The following is a 12510-nucleotide window of genomic DNA, read 5'->3' on the forward strand; positions in this document are numbered from 1 at the left end:
CGCGGCTTTCACGTCCTGGCTCAAGACCATACTGCGCCGCGTCGAAATAATTCCTGATCGTGGAACTCGTCCCCCTTCCTCCTCACAGCCTGCGCATCGGCCAGGTGCTGACCTTCTCGGTGCGCGACGCCGAGGGTCATCTGCTGTTCGCGGCCGGCCAGACCCTGCAGAACACCCCCCAGGTCCAGGCCCTGATCCAGCGCGGCGCCTGGGTGCTGGCCCATGAAACCAAGGAATACCAGAAGGCCCTGGTCCACAAGATGGACACCCTGATGATGCAGGGCGCCTCTCTGGCCAGTATCGTGAAGGTCGAGGCCGACTACCGCGTCGAACGGCCCCAGCGCACCGTCGCTGAGCTCAGCGAACCAGTCTTCTGGACCGACCTGCACCTGCGCGCCCACAGCCTGCTCAAGGACCCTCGCGAAGACTTCCTTGGCCGATTGGAAACCCTCCGCGAGGAAGCCCTGCAGCGATTCCGCCAGCGACCAGACGCGGTGCTGACCCTCCTGGTCCACGACGCGTCCCAGGACTTCCAGCGCTACAGCGCCCGCCACGCCGTGCTGTGCCTGCTGGTCGCGGACCTGGTGGCCCGCCAACTGGGCTGGGCCGAGGAAGGTTCGCGCGCCCTGCACAACGCAGCGCTGACCATGAATCTCAGCACCACGCTGCTGCAGGACCGGCTGGCCGCGCAGGAGGACAAGCCCAGCGAACGCCAGCGCGTGGAGCTGCGCGAGCACGGGGACCGCAGCGCCCAGCTGCTGCGCGAGCTGGGCGTTCATGACGAACTGTGGCTGGGCGCCGTGCGCCTGCACCACGAAGCCGGCCCCGGCGCCCTGGCAGGGCGCGTGGCGGTGGACCAGTTGGCCCGCGTGCTGCGCCGCATCGACATCTTCGGCGCCCGGCTCAGCCCGCGCCGCAGCCGCAAGGCCCTGTCCGGCGCGGCCGCCGTGCGAGCCATCTACCTGGACGAGCTGCAGCAGCCCGACGAGGCAGGCGCCGCCGTGATCAAGGCCGTGGGCCTCTACCCGCCAGGCAGCCTGGTGCGGCTGGCCAATGGCGAGCTGGGCATCGTGGCAAGACGCGGCCACAGCGCCACCGAGCCGCTGGTGGCTGCCCTGATCGGCAAGAGCGGCGCCCCCTTGAGTGGGCCCGTCGCGCGCGACACGCGCCTGCAGGCGCAGGCGGTTGCCGCCAGCCTGGCGCCGCACGAGCTCAAGCTCGTGATCAACATGGAGAAGCTGCTCAAGACCGCCAGCTGAGCCACGCCCGCCTCCCGGTGGCGCTCAACGGTCGGCGCGCCGCATCAGTAGAGGCGCAAGGGGTCCTCGGCCGCCTGCCGGGCCTGCGCAATCTCTTCATTGAGGCGGGACTGCTCCTCCATGAGATCCTGCAGACGCGCCCAGGCACGGGCCCGGTCACGCAAGGCCTGGGGCCGCTCCCCAGGCGCCGGCCCCCGATTCACGATGGATTGCAGGGGCCGCATTTCGCGGTCGATGAGCGCCAGGCGCTGCTGCAGCGGCTTGATGGCCTCCTCCACCGGCTGCAGGCCCGCGGCAGAGGCCAGACCGCACAGCGTCAGGTAGAGGCCGGCGACGAAGCCGGCTCGCGCCCAGGGCATGGCTCGGCAGCTCACGCGGCGACCAGCCCGCTGAAGAGCTTGTGTCCGCAGGCCCGCGGCTGGTAGGCCGAGACCTTGGACGCGATGGCCGCGATGTGCTCGGGCGTGGTGCCGCAGCAGCCGCCGGCGATGTTCAGGAAGCCGGCCTGCGCGAACTCGGCCATCAGGCGGCCGGTGACGTCCGGTGTCTCGTCGAAGCCGGTGTCGCTCATCGGGTTGGGCAGGCCGGCATTGGGATAGCAGCTGATGGCGGTCTCGGGCGCGGCCTTGGCCAGTTCCTCGATGTAGGGCCGCATCAGCGTGGCACCCAGGGCGCAGTTCAGGCCTATGGCCAGGGGCTTGGCATGGCGCACCGAGTGCCAGAAGGCGGTCACGGTCTGGCCGGAGAGGATGCGGCCCGAAGCGTCGGTCACGGTGCCGGAGATGATCACCGGCAGGCGCTCGCCCGTCGCTTCCATCAGCTCATCCAGGGCGAAAAGCGCGGCCTTGGCATTGAGCGTGTCGAAGATGGTCTCGACCAGGAACAGGTCCACCCCGCCCTCCAGCAAGCCTCGGGCCTGCTCGTAGTAGGCGGCGCGCAGGGTGTCGAAGTCGACGTTGCGGGCACCGGGGTCGTTTACATCAGGGCTGATGGAAGCCGTGCGCGGTGTGGGGCCCAGGGCGCCGGCGGCGAAGCGGGGCTTGTCAGGGGTGCTGTACTTGTCGCAGGCGGCGCGTGCCAGGCGGGCGGCGGCCACGTTCATCTCGTAGGCGAAGGCCTGCAGGCCGTAGTCTTCCTGGGCCACCGAGGTGGTGCCGAAGGTGTTGGTCTCGATGATGTCCGAGCCGGCGGCGAGGTACTTCTCGTGGATCTCGCTGATCACGTCAGGCCGGGTCAGCACCAGCAGGTCGTTGTTGCCCTTGAGATCCTTGGGATGATCAGCAAAGCGCGTGCCGCGGAAATCAGCCTCGGTGAGCTTGTAGCGCTGGATCATGGTGCCCATCGCCCCGTCCAGGATCACGATGCGTTGCTTCAGCAGGGCCGGCAAGGCGCTGCCACGGGTGTAGCGGGGGGCGGTGGGGGCGTTCATGGGGGGGATTGTAGAAAACCAGCCGCATCCCTGCTCAGGCGGCCTTCGTCAATGGTTGAGCCAGCGTCGCACCGGGGCGGCCACCCCGGGCCAGGAAGGGCGATGCACGGAGGACCTCAATCGACAGTCACATCAACCAGCTGATACTGGCCCGCCTGCCCGGCGAGCACCTCTCGATTGAAGTCAGTCATCAGCTTCGCGCACGGCGGGCAGCTGGCGGGATGGGCCCAGATGAGCACATCGCCGGCGAGCACGGGCTTGATGCCGAGCAAGGCTTGCTCCGAGGCCAGGTCCTTGATCCGCACCTGTGGCGGCACGCGGCGGGTCTCCTCAGCCTGGGCCACGCTGCTCCCCTGCTTGCTCAGCGCGTAGGCCTGGCCGACGAGAAGCAGCCGCCCCTGGCGATACAGCTTCACCTGCGGCAGATAGATGAAATAGGGGGGCTGGCCGGGCTGGCCGGTCTCAGTGGGCAGCCACCCGCTCTTCTGGACCGTGCTCAGGGGCAGGGTCGAGGAGAGCTTCGGTGAACGGCTCGGCGCGGGTGCGCCGGAGACCTGTGAATGCAGAGCAGCGGCCACCAGCACGGCCAGGGTCAGTGTGCGCATCCTCGTCTACCTGTTCTTTCCGGCCTGCTTGAGGGTCTCCATGCGGATCTGGGCAAGCTCCTCTTCCGAGAGGACATATTGGCGCTCCGCGCCCTGCCGGTGAACGTCCAGACTCAAGGCGAGGCCGCGGTCCGACTGCCCGACGGAGCGGACAGCCACCTTGAGTCCGAGGCCCTGCAGGTCCGCCTTCATTTCATCCATGATGTCCACCACGGCCGCCGCCCCCTTGGACCGGGCCTCCTCGCTGGTCCTGGGAACTGCCAGCTCTGCGATGCAACGGTCGTCCTTGCATTCCAGACTCTCGACATAGGCTCCCAGACGAACCAGATGCTCCGTCTGCAGCAGATAGCCGATCTTCTGCTGGAGCAGGCGCCTATCCAGGCCTGGCGGCTGCAACGCCGTATCACGCCCCGGAGCAGGCGCAGGCGACACCAAGGTCGGTGCGGGCACCGAGGCCTCGCGGGAAGCCGCAACATTCGCCTTCAGGAGGGAAGACGACTCGCCGGTCGGACTCACTGCAGCGGGGGATGGCGCAGCGCGATCGAGCACCACCATGACGATAGCGGCGGCAAGCAGACCCGCAGCCGCGAGAAAGGACCACCGCTTCGTCAACATCTGCGCCATCTCCTAAGCGTCAGTAGGGAATTGACTTTGGAAAGGTATAGCACCCATGGGCGTTGCAGGCGGTGCAGCTACTGGGGCCGCATGTGAAGTCGCGGCAAGGAGGGTCGCAGGATACCCCTCCGGGTCCGTTGGGCTTCGGCGGTTCGGCAAAGGAAACGCCAGCTACAAGCAAAAGAAGGAACAGTGATTTTTTCTATCTCTCAGTTGACCACTGATTTGGCAAGTTATTTTTGCAAACATGGCAGCGAAGAAGATCCACGCAAGCACGTATTGACTTCCCGCCCTTTCGCCCGGCCAAAATGGCATGATGTCCGACCGCTGCCGTCCCGACCGCTGCCGTCATTCGGGGGCGGCACCCGAGCACCCGCCCCGCCAACCTCCTGGAGCTCCGGTGTCTCCGGCAAAGCCGAGATCCGCTGAGCGCCAGCTTCAGTACAGCGTCGCCGCCTGCCGCGCCTGCAGCGCGGCGTCATAGGCCACCCCGTCGAAGCTGGCCTCCAGCGCCTGCAGGATCTCGCCCGGCGAAGGCAGCTCGCTGCGCTCGCGTTGCACCGCCGGGTCCCACAGCCGCGAGCGCTTGATGGCGCGGGCACACTGGAAGAACACCAGGTTCACCGTGATCACCAGCACCGTGGCGGGGCGCTTGCCGTCCACCACGAAGCGGTCGAGCAGCGCGGGCGAGGCGCTGATGCGGGCCTGGCCATTGACCCGCAGCACCTCAGGCACGCCAGGGATCAGGAACTGCAGCGCCACCTGCGGGTCGTGCAGCACGTTGCGCAGGCTGTCGATGCGGTCGTTGCCGCGGCGGTCGGGCAGCAGCAGGGTCCGGCTGTCGGCCACCTGCACGAAGCCCGGGGCATCGCCGCGGGGCGAGGTGTCCAGGCCCTGCGGCCCGCGCGTGGCCAGCACCACGAAGGGCGCGGCCTCGATGTAGCGCTGGTAGAGCGGGTGGATCTCGCGGCACTCCTTGAAAACCGAGGCGGGCGAGGGCTGACGGTCATACAGCGCCCTCAGGCCTGCTGCATCGCGCACATCGTGCGACTCGTCGTACCAGGGGGCGGGGGCGGTGCTCATGCGGTTTCCAGGCTGCGGGCCAGGCGGCCCAGTCGTTCGGTGATGAGATCGAAGAGTCCCTGGGCGTCGACCTCGCCCAGCACCAGGGCGTTGCGCGGGCGCTCGGTCACGCCCCACCAGTCGATCACGCTCATGCCCAGGGTGAGCGGGCTTTGTGTCTCGATCTCGACATTGCAGCGGCGACCACGGAAAAGCTCAGGCTTGATCAGCCAGGCGATCACGCAGGGGTCGTGCAGGGGGCCGCCCTGCTGGCCGTACTTCTGCTCGTCAAAGCGTTCGGCAAAGGCCAGCCAGCCGGCCACCGCCGGGCCGATGCGCCCGCCCAGTGCCTGGATGGCCGCGATGCGCGCCGGGCTGGTCAGGGCCTGGTGCGTGCAGTCCAGCGGCACCATGGTGATGGGCACGCCGCTGCCGAAGACCACCGCCGCGGCATGCGGATCGACATAACAGTTGAATTCGGCGGCCGGCGTGATGTTGCCGCCCTCGAAGAAACCTCCGCCCATCAGCACGATGCGGCCGATGCGCTGCGCCAGCGCCGGCTCCTTCTGCAGGGCCAGGGCGACATTGGTCAGCGGGCCCAGCGGGCACAGGGTGACGCTGCCGACGGGGCGCTCCATCACGCTGCGGATGATCAGGTCCACGCTGTGCTCGGCTTGCAGGGGCATGGTGGGCACGGGCAGCTCGCAGCCGTCCAGACCGGTCTTGCCGTGCACATGCTCGGCCGTGACCAGGGGGCGCAGCAGGGGGCGATCAGCCCCGGCATGCACCGGCAGGTCCGGCCGCCCGGCCAGCTCACAGACCATGCGGGCATTGCGGCTGGTCAAGTCCAGAGGCACGTTGCCGGCCACGGTGCTGATGGCCAGCACCTCCAGCTCCGGGCTGGCCAGGGCCAGCAGGATGGCAATGGCGTCGTCCTGACCAGGGTCGGTGTCGATCACGATGGCTTGGCGGCCTGGCCTGCTCATTCGGCGACCTCCTCGCCCGGCTCGACGGCAGCCACCTCGGGCCCCGGCTCGGCCTGCGCAGCCGCTGCGACGTCCTGGGGGGCGGGGTCCGTCAGGTTCATCACGTCCAGGTCGATGGCGCCGAAAACGCTCTGGCCGTCGGCTCCCTTGAAATCCACGCGCAGGCTGTCACCCCATTTCATGTAGCCGGTCTGCACGCCTGCCTTGTCCTCGGCCTCCAGAGCTCGGCGATGGCTGAGACTGGCGCAGCCCTGGCGCGGCCGGGCGGGTCCCAGGGGACCGCTGCCCACCAGCACGCTGCCACACAGGGGCTTGAGACGGACGGCCTGAGCCAGGAGATCGCCAAAGCCGAAGCGCATGTCAGCGCCCAGATCGATGGGACCGAACTTGCGCCCGTTCAGCAAGGACTGCAGGCTGCCCTTGAGGCGGCCACTGCGCCAGGCCTCGCCCAGCTCGTCCGGCGTCACCAGCACGGGGGCCAGGCTGCAGGCCAACTGGCTCAGATGCGGCGCCTGGCCGGCTTCGCGCTCGCGCTGCGCCAGTTGCTGCAGGCGCCAGTCGCAGCAAAGGCCCAGCAGGCGCACGGCCTCCAGCGCCTGCTCGGGCGCAGCGCCCTGAGCGAGATCCGCACAGACGACGAAGAGCCCGGGCTGGAAATCCAGGCCCAGGGCCTCGTTGGGCAGGCGCACTGGCTCGACAGGCCCCTGCAGGGACTCCGCCGGGCCACGCACCAGCAGCGGCTCCGAGCCTGCCTCGCCGCCCAGCAGCAGGGCCTGCAGCTCGGCGTAGGCATTGCCCTGCAGCAGTGCCCGTGGGCGCGGCAGAGGCGCCATGCAGCGTGCCGGCTCGAAGGCGAAGGCATGGCGGGCCTTGCCATGGTTCAGTGTGAGGAAGAGATCTTCCAGCTGCGGTGCTAGAAAATTCCAGTCGTCCAGCACCTGCTGCAGACGCGAGGCGATGCCGTTGGCGTAGTGCGCCTGGCTCAGGTCCCGCGAGACGACCACCAGCTGGCCATCGCGGGATCCGTCTCGGTAGGTGGCTAGTTTCATCGTGGGTGACACTCCTGCATGCACCGCATTGTCCAATGAGCCGAGCCTCCCCGACGCCTTCCCTTGCCCACCGGCCCGGCCGGGGCATGGCTGCGGCCCTGGGCCTGGCCCTGCTGGCCCACGCCTGGCTGCTGAGCGCCTGGCCCCAGCAGGAGCCGCCTGCGCTGCACAGCGCCCCGCTGCTGCTGAGCCTGCGCGAGGGAGCCCGGCCTCAGGCTGAGCCCCGCGACGCACGCACGGACGCACAAACTGACGCACAAACTGACGCACGAACCGACGTACGCTCCAATGCACGCACGGACGCACGCCCATCCCCCGACACGAACACCGCCGCCGCCCCAGCGGCACGCGCCCCCGCAACCGCCGCAACGCCCGCCCCGCCGCCCGGCGACGTACTCGACCCCGCCATGCCCCAGGGCCTGGCGGCCCTGGCGGAGGCGGCTCCCGTGACGGCACAGGACCTGGCCGCGCTGCCCCCGCAAGGTGAGGGCGTCTGGCGCTACCGCCTGCGCCAGGCCGGCGCCGAGGGCCTGGCCTGGCTGCACTGGCACTCGCAGGGAGAGGCCTACGCCCTGCAGCTGCGGCGCCAGTTGCCCGGCCGTCCCCTGCCCAGTTGGCGCAGCGAAGGCCGACGTGATGCCCTGGGCCTGGCACCGCTGCGCTTTGCCGTGCTGCGCGGCCCGCGCGAGATGCAGGCACTCAACTTCCGGCGCGAGCAGGGCGTGATCAGCTACTCTGCCAGCACCGAGCTGCAGCCACTGGCACCGGCCACCCAGGACCGGCTGTCCTGGTGGCTGCAGTTGCCCGCACTGCTGCAGGCTTGGCAGATCCAGCATGGCACGCCGCTGCCGGGCCAGCGCTTCGAGATCCCCGTGGCCTTGATCCGCGGCGGCCTGCACGGCTGGCAATTCAGGGTGCAGGGCCTGGAAGCAGGTCTGTGGCATCTGCAACGAGGCAGCCTGGGGCCTCACGACACCCGCCTGGACGTGTGGCTGGACCCGGCCCGCCAGTACCTGCCCGTGCGCCTGCGCCAGCAGATCGGCGACGAGGAGGGATGGGAAATGGAGTTCCTGGATGAACTCCCCGGCCCTGAGGCCCGCCCGGCCGCGTGATCCGTGTGATTTGTGACGCGCCTGCCACAAATAAAAGACCCACCAGACGCCGATCAGCCAGGCTTTCTGCCACTATTTGATCGCGGTCGAGGCCGTTAGCAGGCCGGCTTCCCTTGAAACCGGCCCTGCCGACCGCAGTTGCTGGTCACAGGAGTCCATCATGCACATGCTCTACAACTCCCCCAGTTTCATCGTGGTCCAGTTCGACGTCCCCGTCGAACAGCTGCGCCATGACGGCCGTGATCTGCCCGCTCTGCAGCGCGGCGGCTTCGAGATCGTCGACAAGTTCTCCCGCAAGGAGATCTTCATCGAGGGCGCCCTGGCCCAGCAGTTCCAGGAAGGCGTCGAAGCCTTGATCGAACAGGAGCCCAGCGAGGAAGAGCTGGATGACTTCATCGAGCGCTACGCCAACATGGGCCAGCAGCCCGTGGTGATGCACTGAGTGCTGTCCTGGGGCTCGATCATTGCGTCGAGGCCCCCTCCCCCCGGCGTCTTTTGCGAGAGAGTTCACGAAACCTGCCCCCGAACGGGACTTGTCCTTCCGCCGTCCCTGCGCCAAGATGGGTCGGACGCCGGGCCTGACAGCCCGGCGTTCCATTCACCCTCTGTGAGGAGAGGCCCATGGTGAAGCGTTTGGCAGAGCAGCGCGTCCTGGCGTCGCCAGGCTTGCGGGATGCCCCCGTGATGGACCGCATGTGCTCGCACTTCGTGCTCACGCTGACAGTCAAGCACGCCAGCCGCTTCAACCTCCGCCGCGACTTCAACGGTCTGCTCTCCTTCACAGGCCGCCACCTCGTCTGGCCCCAACGCGTGCTCACACGCCTGCGTTCCTACCTGGCCCAGCGCTGCGCCCACAACGAGCTCTGGGCCGGCCATACCGAGCTCGACGACACCCGCTTCCTGGAACGCCACGGCGTCTGGAATGGCCCCTTCGCCGAGGCGACGCTGTTCTTCTACCTGGACGAATACATCAAGGATTCGCCCAAGGACATGATGGCCCTGCTGGCCAGCACCTGCGAGCACCTGGACCGCCAGCTCAAGCGCGAGTCCACCCTGGTCGAGAAGAACATCGCCTCCCTGGGCCACCTGCTGCAGCTCAACCCCGCCGAGCGCGCCATCCTGCTGTACGGCACCCTGGCCCGCTACCAGCGCGAGCTGCGCGGGGCCCTGGTGGAGTTCAAGGTCAACAACGCCCAGGAGGCCTTCGCCGCCATTGCGGCCGTGGCTGGCGTGGACGAGCGCGAGGTCGCCGAGGCCCTGCGCGCGGGCTCGCGTCTGGAGCGCATCGGCATGGTGGAGAACCTGATCTCCGAGCACAACATCACCGATCTGGCCGACCTGATGAAGGTCAGCGACCAGTTGCCCCCGGTGCTGATGCGCGAGTACCGCGACCCCAACGACTTGATGGCCGTTTTCACCCGGCCCGCCACGCGCAGCGAGCTGGCGCCCCAGGACTTCCAGTTCGTTGCCGAAGACCTCGCCCTGCTGGGCCAGCTGCTGCGCCATGCGGTGGCGCGCCACCAGGCGGGCGTCAACGTGCTGCTCTACGGCCCGCCCGGCACCGGCAAGACCGAGCTGGCCAAGGTCGCGGCGCAGGCGGCCGGCCTGGACCTTTATGAAGTGGAGTATGCGGACCGCGACGGCAACTCCCTCTCCGGCCGCGACCGCTACCGCTCCCTGCAGATCAGCCAGGTCTTCCTCAAGGCCAGCAGCAATGTGGCCCTGCTATTCGACGAGGTCGAGGACGTCTTCCCGCCGCTGTCCGGAGACACCGTCCAGCTGATGGCCCGGCTGGATTCCGCCCTGGACATGCCCAGCGGCAACTCGGTCAGCGGCAAGGCCTGGGTCAACCAGATCCTGGAGAGCAACCCGGTGCCGGTGATCTGGGTGACCAACCGCATCGAGCAGATCGACCCGGCCTTCCGCCGCCGTTTCCAGTACCACCTGGAGCTGAGGTCCCCGCCACCCGGCGCCCGCCTGAGCCTGGTGCAGCGCGCCCTGGCCGATGTACCGGTGACGGCCGAGTTCCGTGAGCGCCTGGCCGCCCGGCGCGGCCTCACGCCTGCGCAGATCCGCACCGCCGTGCGCTTTGCCCAGCTGACCTGCGAGGACGAGGCCCCGGAAAGCTATGAGCGCCTGATCGATCGCCAGCTGCACAACGCCGACCGCGCCCTGGGTCATCAGTCGCAGGAACGCGAGGCACGCCGCCGTGTCACCCAGTACGAACTGGACCTGCTGAACTGCGAGTCCCGCTACGAGGTCGCCCGCATCGTGCAAGCCCTGCGCAAGCGCGGGCACGGCAACCTCTGCTTCTACGGCCCGCCGGGCACTGGCAAGACAGCCCTGGCCGAGCACATCGCCGAGCAGCTGGGCCGCCCGCTGATGGTGCGCCAGGCCAGCGACCTCTCCAGCAAATTCGTCGGCGAGACCGAGCAGAACATGGCCCGCATGTTCGAGTCCGCCGCCCAGGAAGGCGCCGTGCTGTTGCTGGACGAGGCCGACAGTTTCCTGCGCAGCCGCCGCATGGCCGAGCGCCACTACGAGGTCAGCGAGGTCAACGAGATGCTGGCCGGCATGGAGCGCTTCCCCGGCATCTTCATCTGCACCACCAATCTCTTCGAGGACCTGGACGAAGCCGCCCTGCGCCGTTTCGCCTTCAAGATCCGCTTCAAGCCCCTGCGCGCCGAGCAGCGCTGGGCCATGTTCGAGCGCGAGGCCGGCGCCGCACCGACAGCCGATCAGCGCGAACGCCTGCTGCGCCTGGACAGCCTCACTCCCGGCGACTTCGCCGCCGTGCGCCAGCAGGGCGAGATCCTGGGCGAAACGCCTGGCGCCGAGGAGTTCCTCGAGCAGCTGGAAGCCGAGCACCGGGTCAAGCCTGAGGTCAGGCAGCAGCGGAGCATCGGGTTCCGGCACTGAGCCCAGGGACCTGGCCGCTCTTCGTGCGGGATCCGGCTGCCGCACAGCCGGCGTACCCGGCTGACGCCGCGGCCCTAAGCTGTCCGCCCATGTTGCTGACCCTTGCTGCCCTGCTGATCTTCCTCACCGGCCTGGCCCACTCCTGGATGGGCGAGCGCTACCTGCTGCGGCGGCTCTTCAAGCGCGAGAACCTGCCCGCCGTGCTGGGCAGCACCGCCTTCACCACGGGCACGCTGCGCTTCGTCTGGCACCTGCTGACCCTGGTGTGGTGGGGCATGGCTACGCTGGTGATGCTGGCGCTGCAAGGCCCCTTGGATGCTCGCATGGTGCTGCGGGTCTTCAGCGGCATCGCCGCGGCTTCGGCCCTCTTTCCCCTGGTCTTCACGCGGGGCCGGCACTTGTCCTGGCTGGCCTTCCTGGCCATTGCCGGGCTGCTGTGGGAAGGCGCCGGCAGGCTCTGAGCGCCGCGGCGCCCGCCTTCAGGGCGCCTTGGGGGGCGGCACCGGCGTGGTCTGGGATGAGGTCAACTGCCAGCGCTCCCCGTCCCAGTGGGCCGACAGGGCTTGCGTCATGCGCATCCTGCGGGGGCCGGCGCCCAGCTCCAGGGTCTGCGTGATGACAGCCGTGCTGCCGCTGACGCGCACCTTCTGATCCAGCACGGCCAGGGGCGGCGCGGCCGTCTTCCTGTCTGCGGCGTAGAAGCCGATCACCGCCTGGCGCTCATCCACCTCGCCCTTGGGCGAGACCTCCACGAACTGCGGCGCTGTCATCCGCGCGATGGCGGCCTGGTCGAAGGCGAACTGGGCCGCCACATAGCCATGGGCCAGCGTCTTCAGCGCCTGTTCCTGCGCAGGATAGGGCTCGAGCAGGCTGGTGCAGGCGCCCAGCAGGAGCAAGCTCAATACGCAAGATGCAGGAAGCACGGTCTTTCCGGGCATGGCAAAGGCTCTGGCAAAGGGAGGGGCCAGCATACTCGCGGATCCTTCACCACACCATGTGCTGGCCGTCATCCCTGCCGCGGTGCGCACGTCGCCATCCAGCGCAGCCACCAGACAGCTCTCGCCTGGCCAGCCCCTGCCCTGCGTCTCATGTATACCGCCACCTTCATCTTCGCCAAAGGCGACTGGGACGACGAGTTCCATGCGCTGGACGCCACCATCGCCGCCGCCGCACGTGCCCTGCCAGGCTACCTGGGCGAAGAGAGCTGGGACAACGCGGAACGCGGCCTGATCTGCAATGTCTACTACTGGGAGTCTCTCGAAGCGCTGCAGGCCCTGATGCGGCACCCAGCCCACCTGGAGGCCAAGCGCCTGCAGGCCCGCTGGCTGCAGGGCTACCAGGTCCATGTGGCGCAGGTGCTCAGGTCCTATGGCGATGGCAGGCTGGCCGTTCAGGACGCCCACCTCCAGCGGGGGAGCTGAAGCCACCCCGCGCCCTGCCACAATCCGCCGCAGACGCCGCCCCCAGCGGCAGG

14 protein-coding genes are annotated in these 12510 nt (G+C 68.7%); 6 read left to right on the plus strand and 8 right to left on the minus strand.

Annotation, left to right across the window (positions count from 1 at the left end; all coding sequences use genetic code 11):
* Window positions 1-59: 59 nt before the first annotated feature.
* Complete coding sequence (locus ACS5PK_RS13495; protein ID WP_439440772.1) at window positions 60-1259, plus strand: HD-GYP domain-containing protein; 1200 nt, start codon at window positions 60-62, stop codon at window positions 1257-1259.
* A gap of 44 nt (window positions 1260-1303) precedes the next feature.
* Here ACS5PK_RS13495 and ACS5PK_RS13500 read toward each other — a convergent pair whose 3' ends face one another.
* The 7 genes from ACS5PK_RS13500 to ACS5PK_RS13530 form a co-directional block, all read right to left on the minus strand.
* Window positions 1304-1618 carry a hypothetical protein gene (locus ACS5PK_RS13500; protein WP_439440773.1) on the minus strand — a complete coding sequence of 105 codons (315 nt, stop codon included), beginning with the start codon at window positions 1616-1618 and terminating at the stop codon, window positions 1304-1306.
* A gap of 11 nt (window positions 1619-1629) precedes the next feature.
* Window positions 1630-2688, minus strand: coding sequence for a homocysteine S-methyltransferase family protein (locus tag ACS5PK_RS13505; RefSeq protein ID WP_439440774.1), 1059 nt, complete (start codon window positions 2686-2688; stop codon window positions 1630-1632).
* 116 nt (window positions 2689-2804) lie between these two features.
* A complete protein-coding gene (locus tag ACS5PK_RS13510) occupies window positions 2805-3272 on the minus strand; it encodes a hypothetical protein (RefSeq protein ID WP_439440775.1) in 468 nt (155 codons plus the stop codon).
* Window positions 3273-3299: 27 nt separating this feature from the next.
* A complete protein-coding gene (locus tag ACS5PK_RS13515) occupies window positions 3300-3917 on the minus strand; it encodes a hypothetical protein (RefSeq protein ID WP_439440776.1) in 618 nt (205 codons plus the stop codon).
* 429 nt (window positions 3918-4346) lie between these two features.
* Window positions 4347-4991, minus strand: coding sequence for a pyridoxamine 5'-phosphate oxidase family protein (locus tag ACS5PK_RS13520; RefSeq protein WP_439440777.1), 645 nt, complete (start codon window positions 4989-4991; stop codon window positions 4347-4349).
* Window positions 4988-5956, minus strand: a complete 969-nt coding sequence (locus ACS5PK_RS13525; protein WP_439440778.1) for a nucleoside hydrolase — start codon at window positions 5954-5956, stop codon at window positions 4988-4990. Before ACS5PK_RS13525 ends, ACS5PK_RS13520 begins: the two co-directional genes overlap by 4 nt.
* Complete coding sequence (locus tag ACS5PK_RS13530; RefSeq protein WP_439440779.1) at window positions 5953-7005, minus strand: fumarylacetoacetate hydrolase family protein; 1053 nt, start codon at window positions 7003-7005, stop codon at window positions 5953-5955. The genes ACS5PK_RS13525 and ACS5PK_RS13530 overlap by 4 nt, the downstream gene beginning before the upstream one ends.
* Before the next feature lie 35 nt (window positions 7006-7040).
* On the opposite strand from ACS5PK_RS13530, the gene ACS5PK_RS13535 reads away from it, so the two are divergent.
* The 4 genes from ACS5PK_RS13535 (at window position 7041) to ACS5PK_RS13550 (ending at window position 11497) form a co-directional block, all read left to right on the plus strand.
* Window positions 7041-8117: a hypothetical protein gene (locus ACS5PK_RS13535; protein WP_439440780.1), complete on the plus strand. Its 1077-nt coding sequence runs from the start codon at window positions 7041-7043 to the stop codon at window positions 8115-8117.
* A gap of 160 nt (window positions 8118-8277) precedes the next feature.
* On the plus strand, window positions 8278-8559 hold the full coding sequence (locus ACS5PK_RS13540; RefSeq protein WP_183106092.1) for a BTH_I0359 family protein: 282 nt from the start codon (window positions 8278-8280) through the stop codon (window positions 8557-8559).
* 179 nt (window positions 8560-8738) lie between these two features.
* Window positions 8739-11036: an ATP-binding protein gene (locus ACS5PK_RS13545; protein ID WP_439440781.1), complete on the plus strand. Its 2298-nt coding sequence runs from the start codon at window positions 8739-8741 to the stop codon at window positions 11034-11036.
* Window positions 11037-11125: 89 nt separating this feature from the next.
* Window positions 11126-11497, plus strand: coding sequence for a hypothetical protein (locus tag ACS5PK_RS13550; RefSeq protein ID WP_439440782.1), 372 nt, complete (start codon window positions 11126-11128; stop codon window positions 11495-11497).
* An 18-nt stretch (window positions 11498-11515) separates the two neighbouring features.
* Here ACS5PK_RS13550 and ACS5PK_RS13555 read toward each other — a convergent pair whose 3' ends face one another.
* Entirely contained in the window at window positions 11516-11938 is a 423-nt protein-coding gene (locus ACS5PK_RS13555; RefSeq protein ID WP_439440783.1) for a nuclear transport factor 2 family protein, read from the minus strand.
* A gap of 186 nt (window positions 11939-12124) precedes the next feature.
* On the opposite strand from ACS5PK_RS13555, the gene ACS5PK_RS13560 reads away from it, so the two are divergent.
* A complete protein-coding gene (locus ACS5PK_RS13560) occupies window positions 12125-12457 on the plus strand; it encodes an antibiotic biosynthesis monooxygenase family protein (protein ID WP_439440784.1) in 333 nt (110 codons plus the stop codon).
* Window positions 12458-12510: the final 53 nt, after the last annotated feature.

It is taken from the genome of Roseateles sp. DB2, from assembly GCF_051857535.1.
In the GTDB taxonomy this organism is placed as follows: Bacteria; Pseudomonadota; Gammaproteobacteria; order Burkholderiales; family Burkholderiaceae_C; genus Roseateles_B.

Coding starts and splice junctions, on each gene's coding strand:
- ACS5PK_RS13505 (WP_439440774.1), bottom strand. CDS start 2,688: ATGAACGCCCCCACCGCCCCCCGCTACACCCGTGGCAGCGCCTTGCCG.
- ACS5PK_RS13520 (WP_439440777.1), bottom strand. CDS start 4,991: ATGAGCACCGCCCCCGCCCCCTGGTACGACGAGTCGCACGATGTGCGC.
- ACS5PK_RS13515 (WP_439440776.1), bottom strand. CDS start 3,917: ATGGCGCAGATGTTGACGAAGCGGTGGTCCTTTCTCGCGGCTGCGGGT.
- ACS5PK_RS13540 (WP_183106092.1), top strand. CDS start 8,278: ATGCACATGCTCTACAACTCCCCCAGTTTCATCGTGGTCCAGTTCGAC.
- ACS5PK_RS13545 (WP_439440781.1), top strand. CDS start 8,739: ATGGTGAAGCGTTTGGCAGAGCAGCGCGTCCTGGCGTCGCCAGGCTTG.
- ACS5PK_RS13550 (WP_439440782.1), top strand. CDS start 11,126: ATGTTGCTGACCCTTGCTGCCCTGCTGATCTTCCTCACCGGCCTGGCC.
- ACS5PK_RS13500 (WP_439440773.1), bottom strand. CDS start 1,618: ATGCCCTGGGCGCGAGCCGGCTTCGTCGCCGGCCTCTACCTGACGCTG.
- ACS5PK_RS13535 (WP_439440780.1), top strand. CDS start 7,041: ATGAGCCGAGCCTCCCCGACGCCTTCCCTTGCCCACCGGCCCGGCCGG.
- ACS5PK_RS13530 (WP_439440779.1), bottom strand. CDS start 7,005: ATGAAACTAGCCACCTACCGAGACGGATCCCGCGATGGCCAGCTGGTG.
- ACS5PK_RS13560 (WP_439440784.1), top strand. CDS start 12,125: ATGTATACCGCCACCTTCATCTTCGCCAAAGGCGACTGGGACGACGAG.
- ACS5PK_RS13525 (WP_439440778.1), bottom strand. CDS start 5,956: ATGAGCAGGCCAGGCCGCCAAGCCATCGTGATCGACACCGACCCTGGT.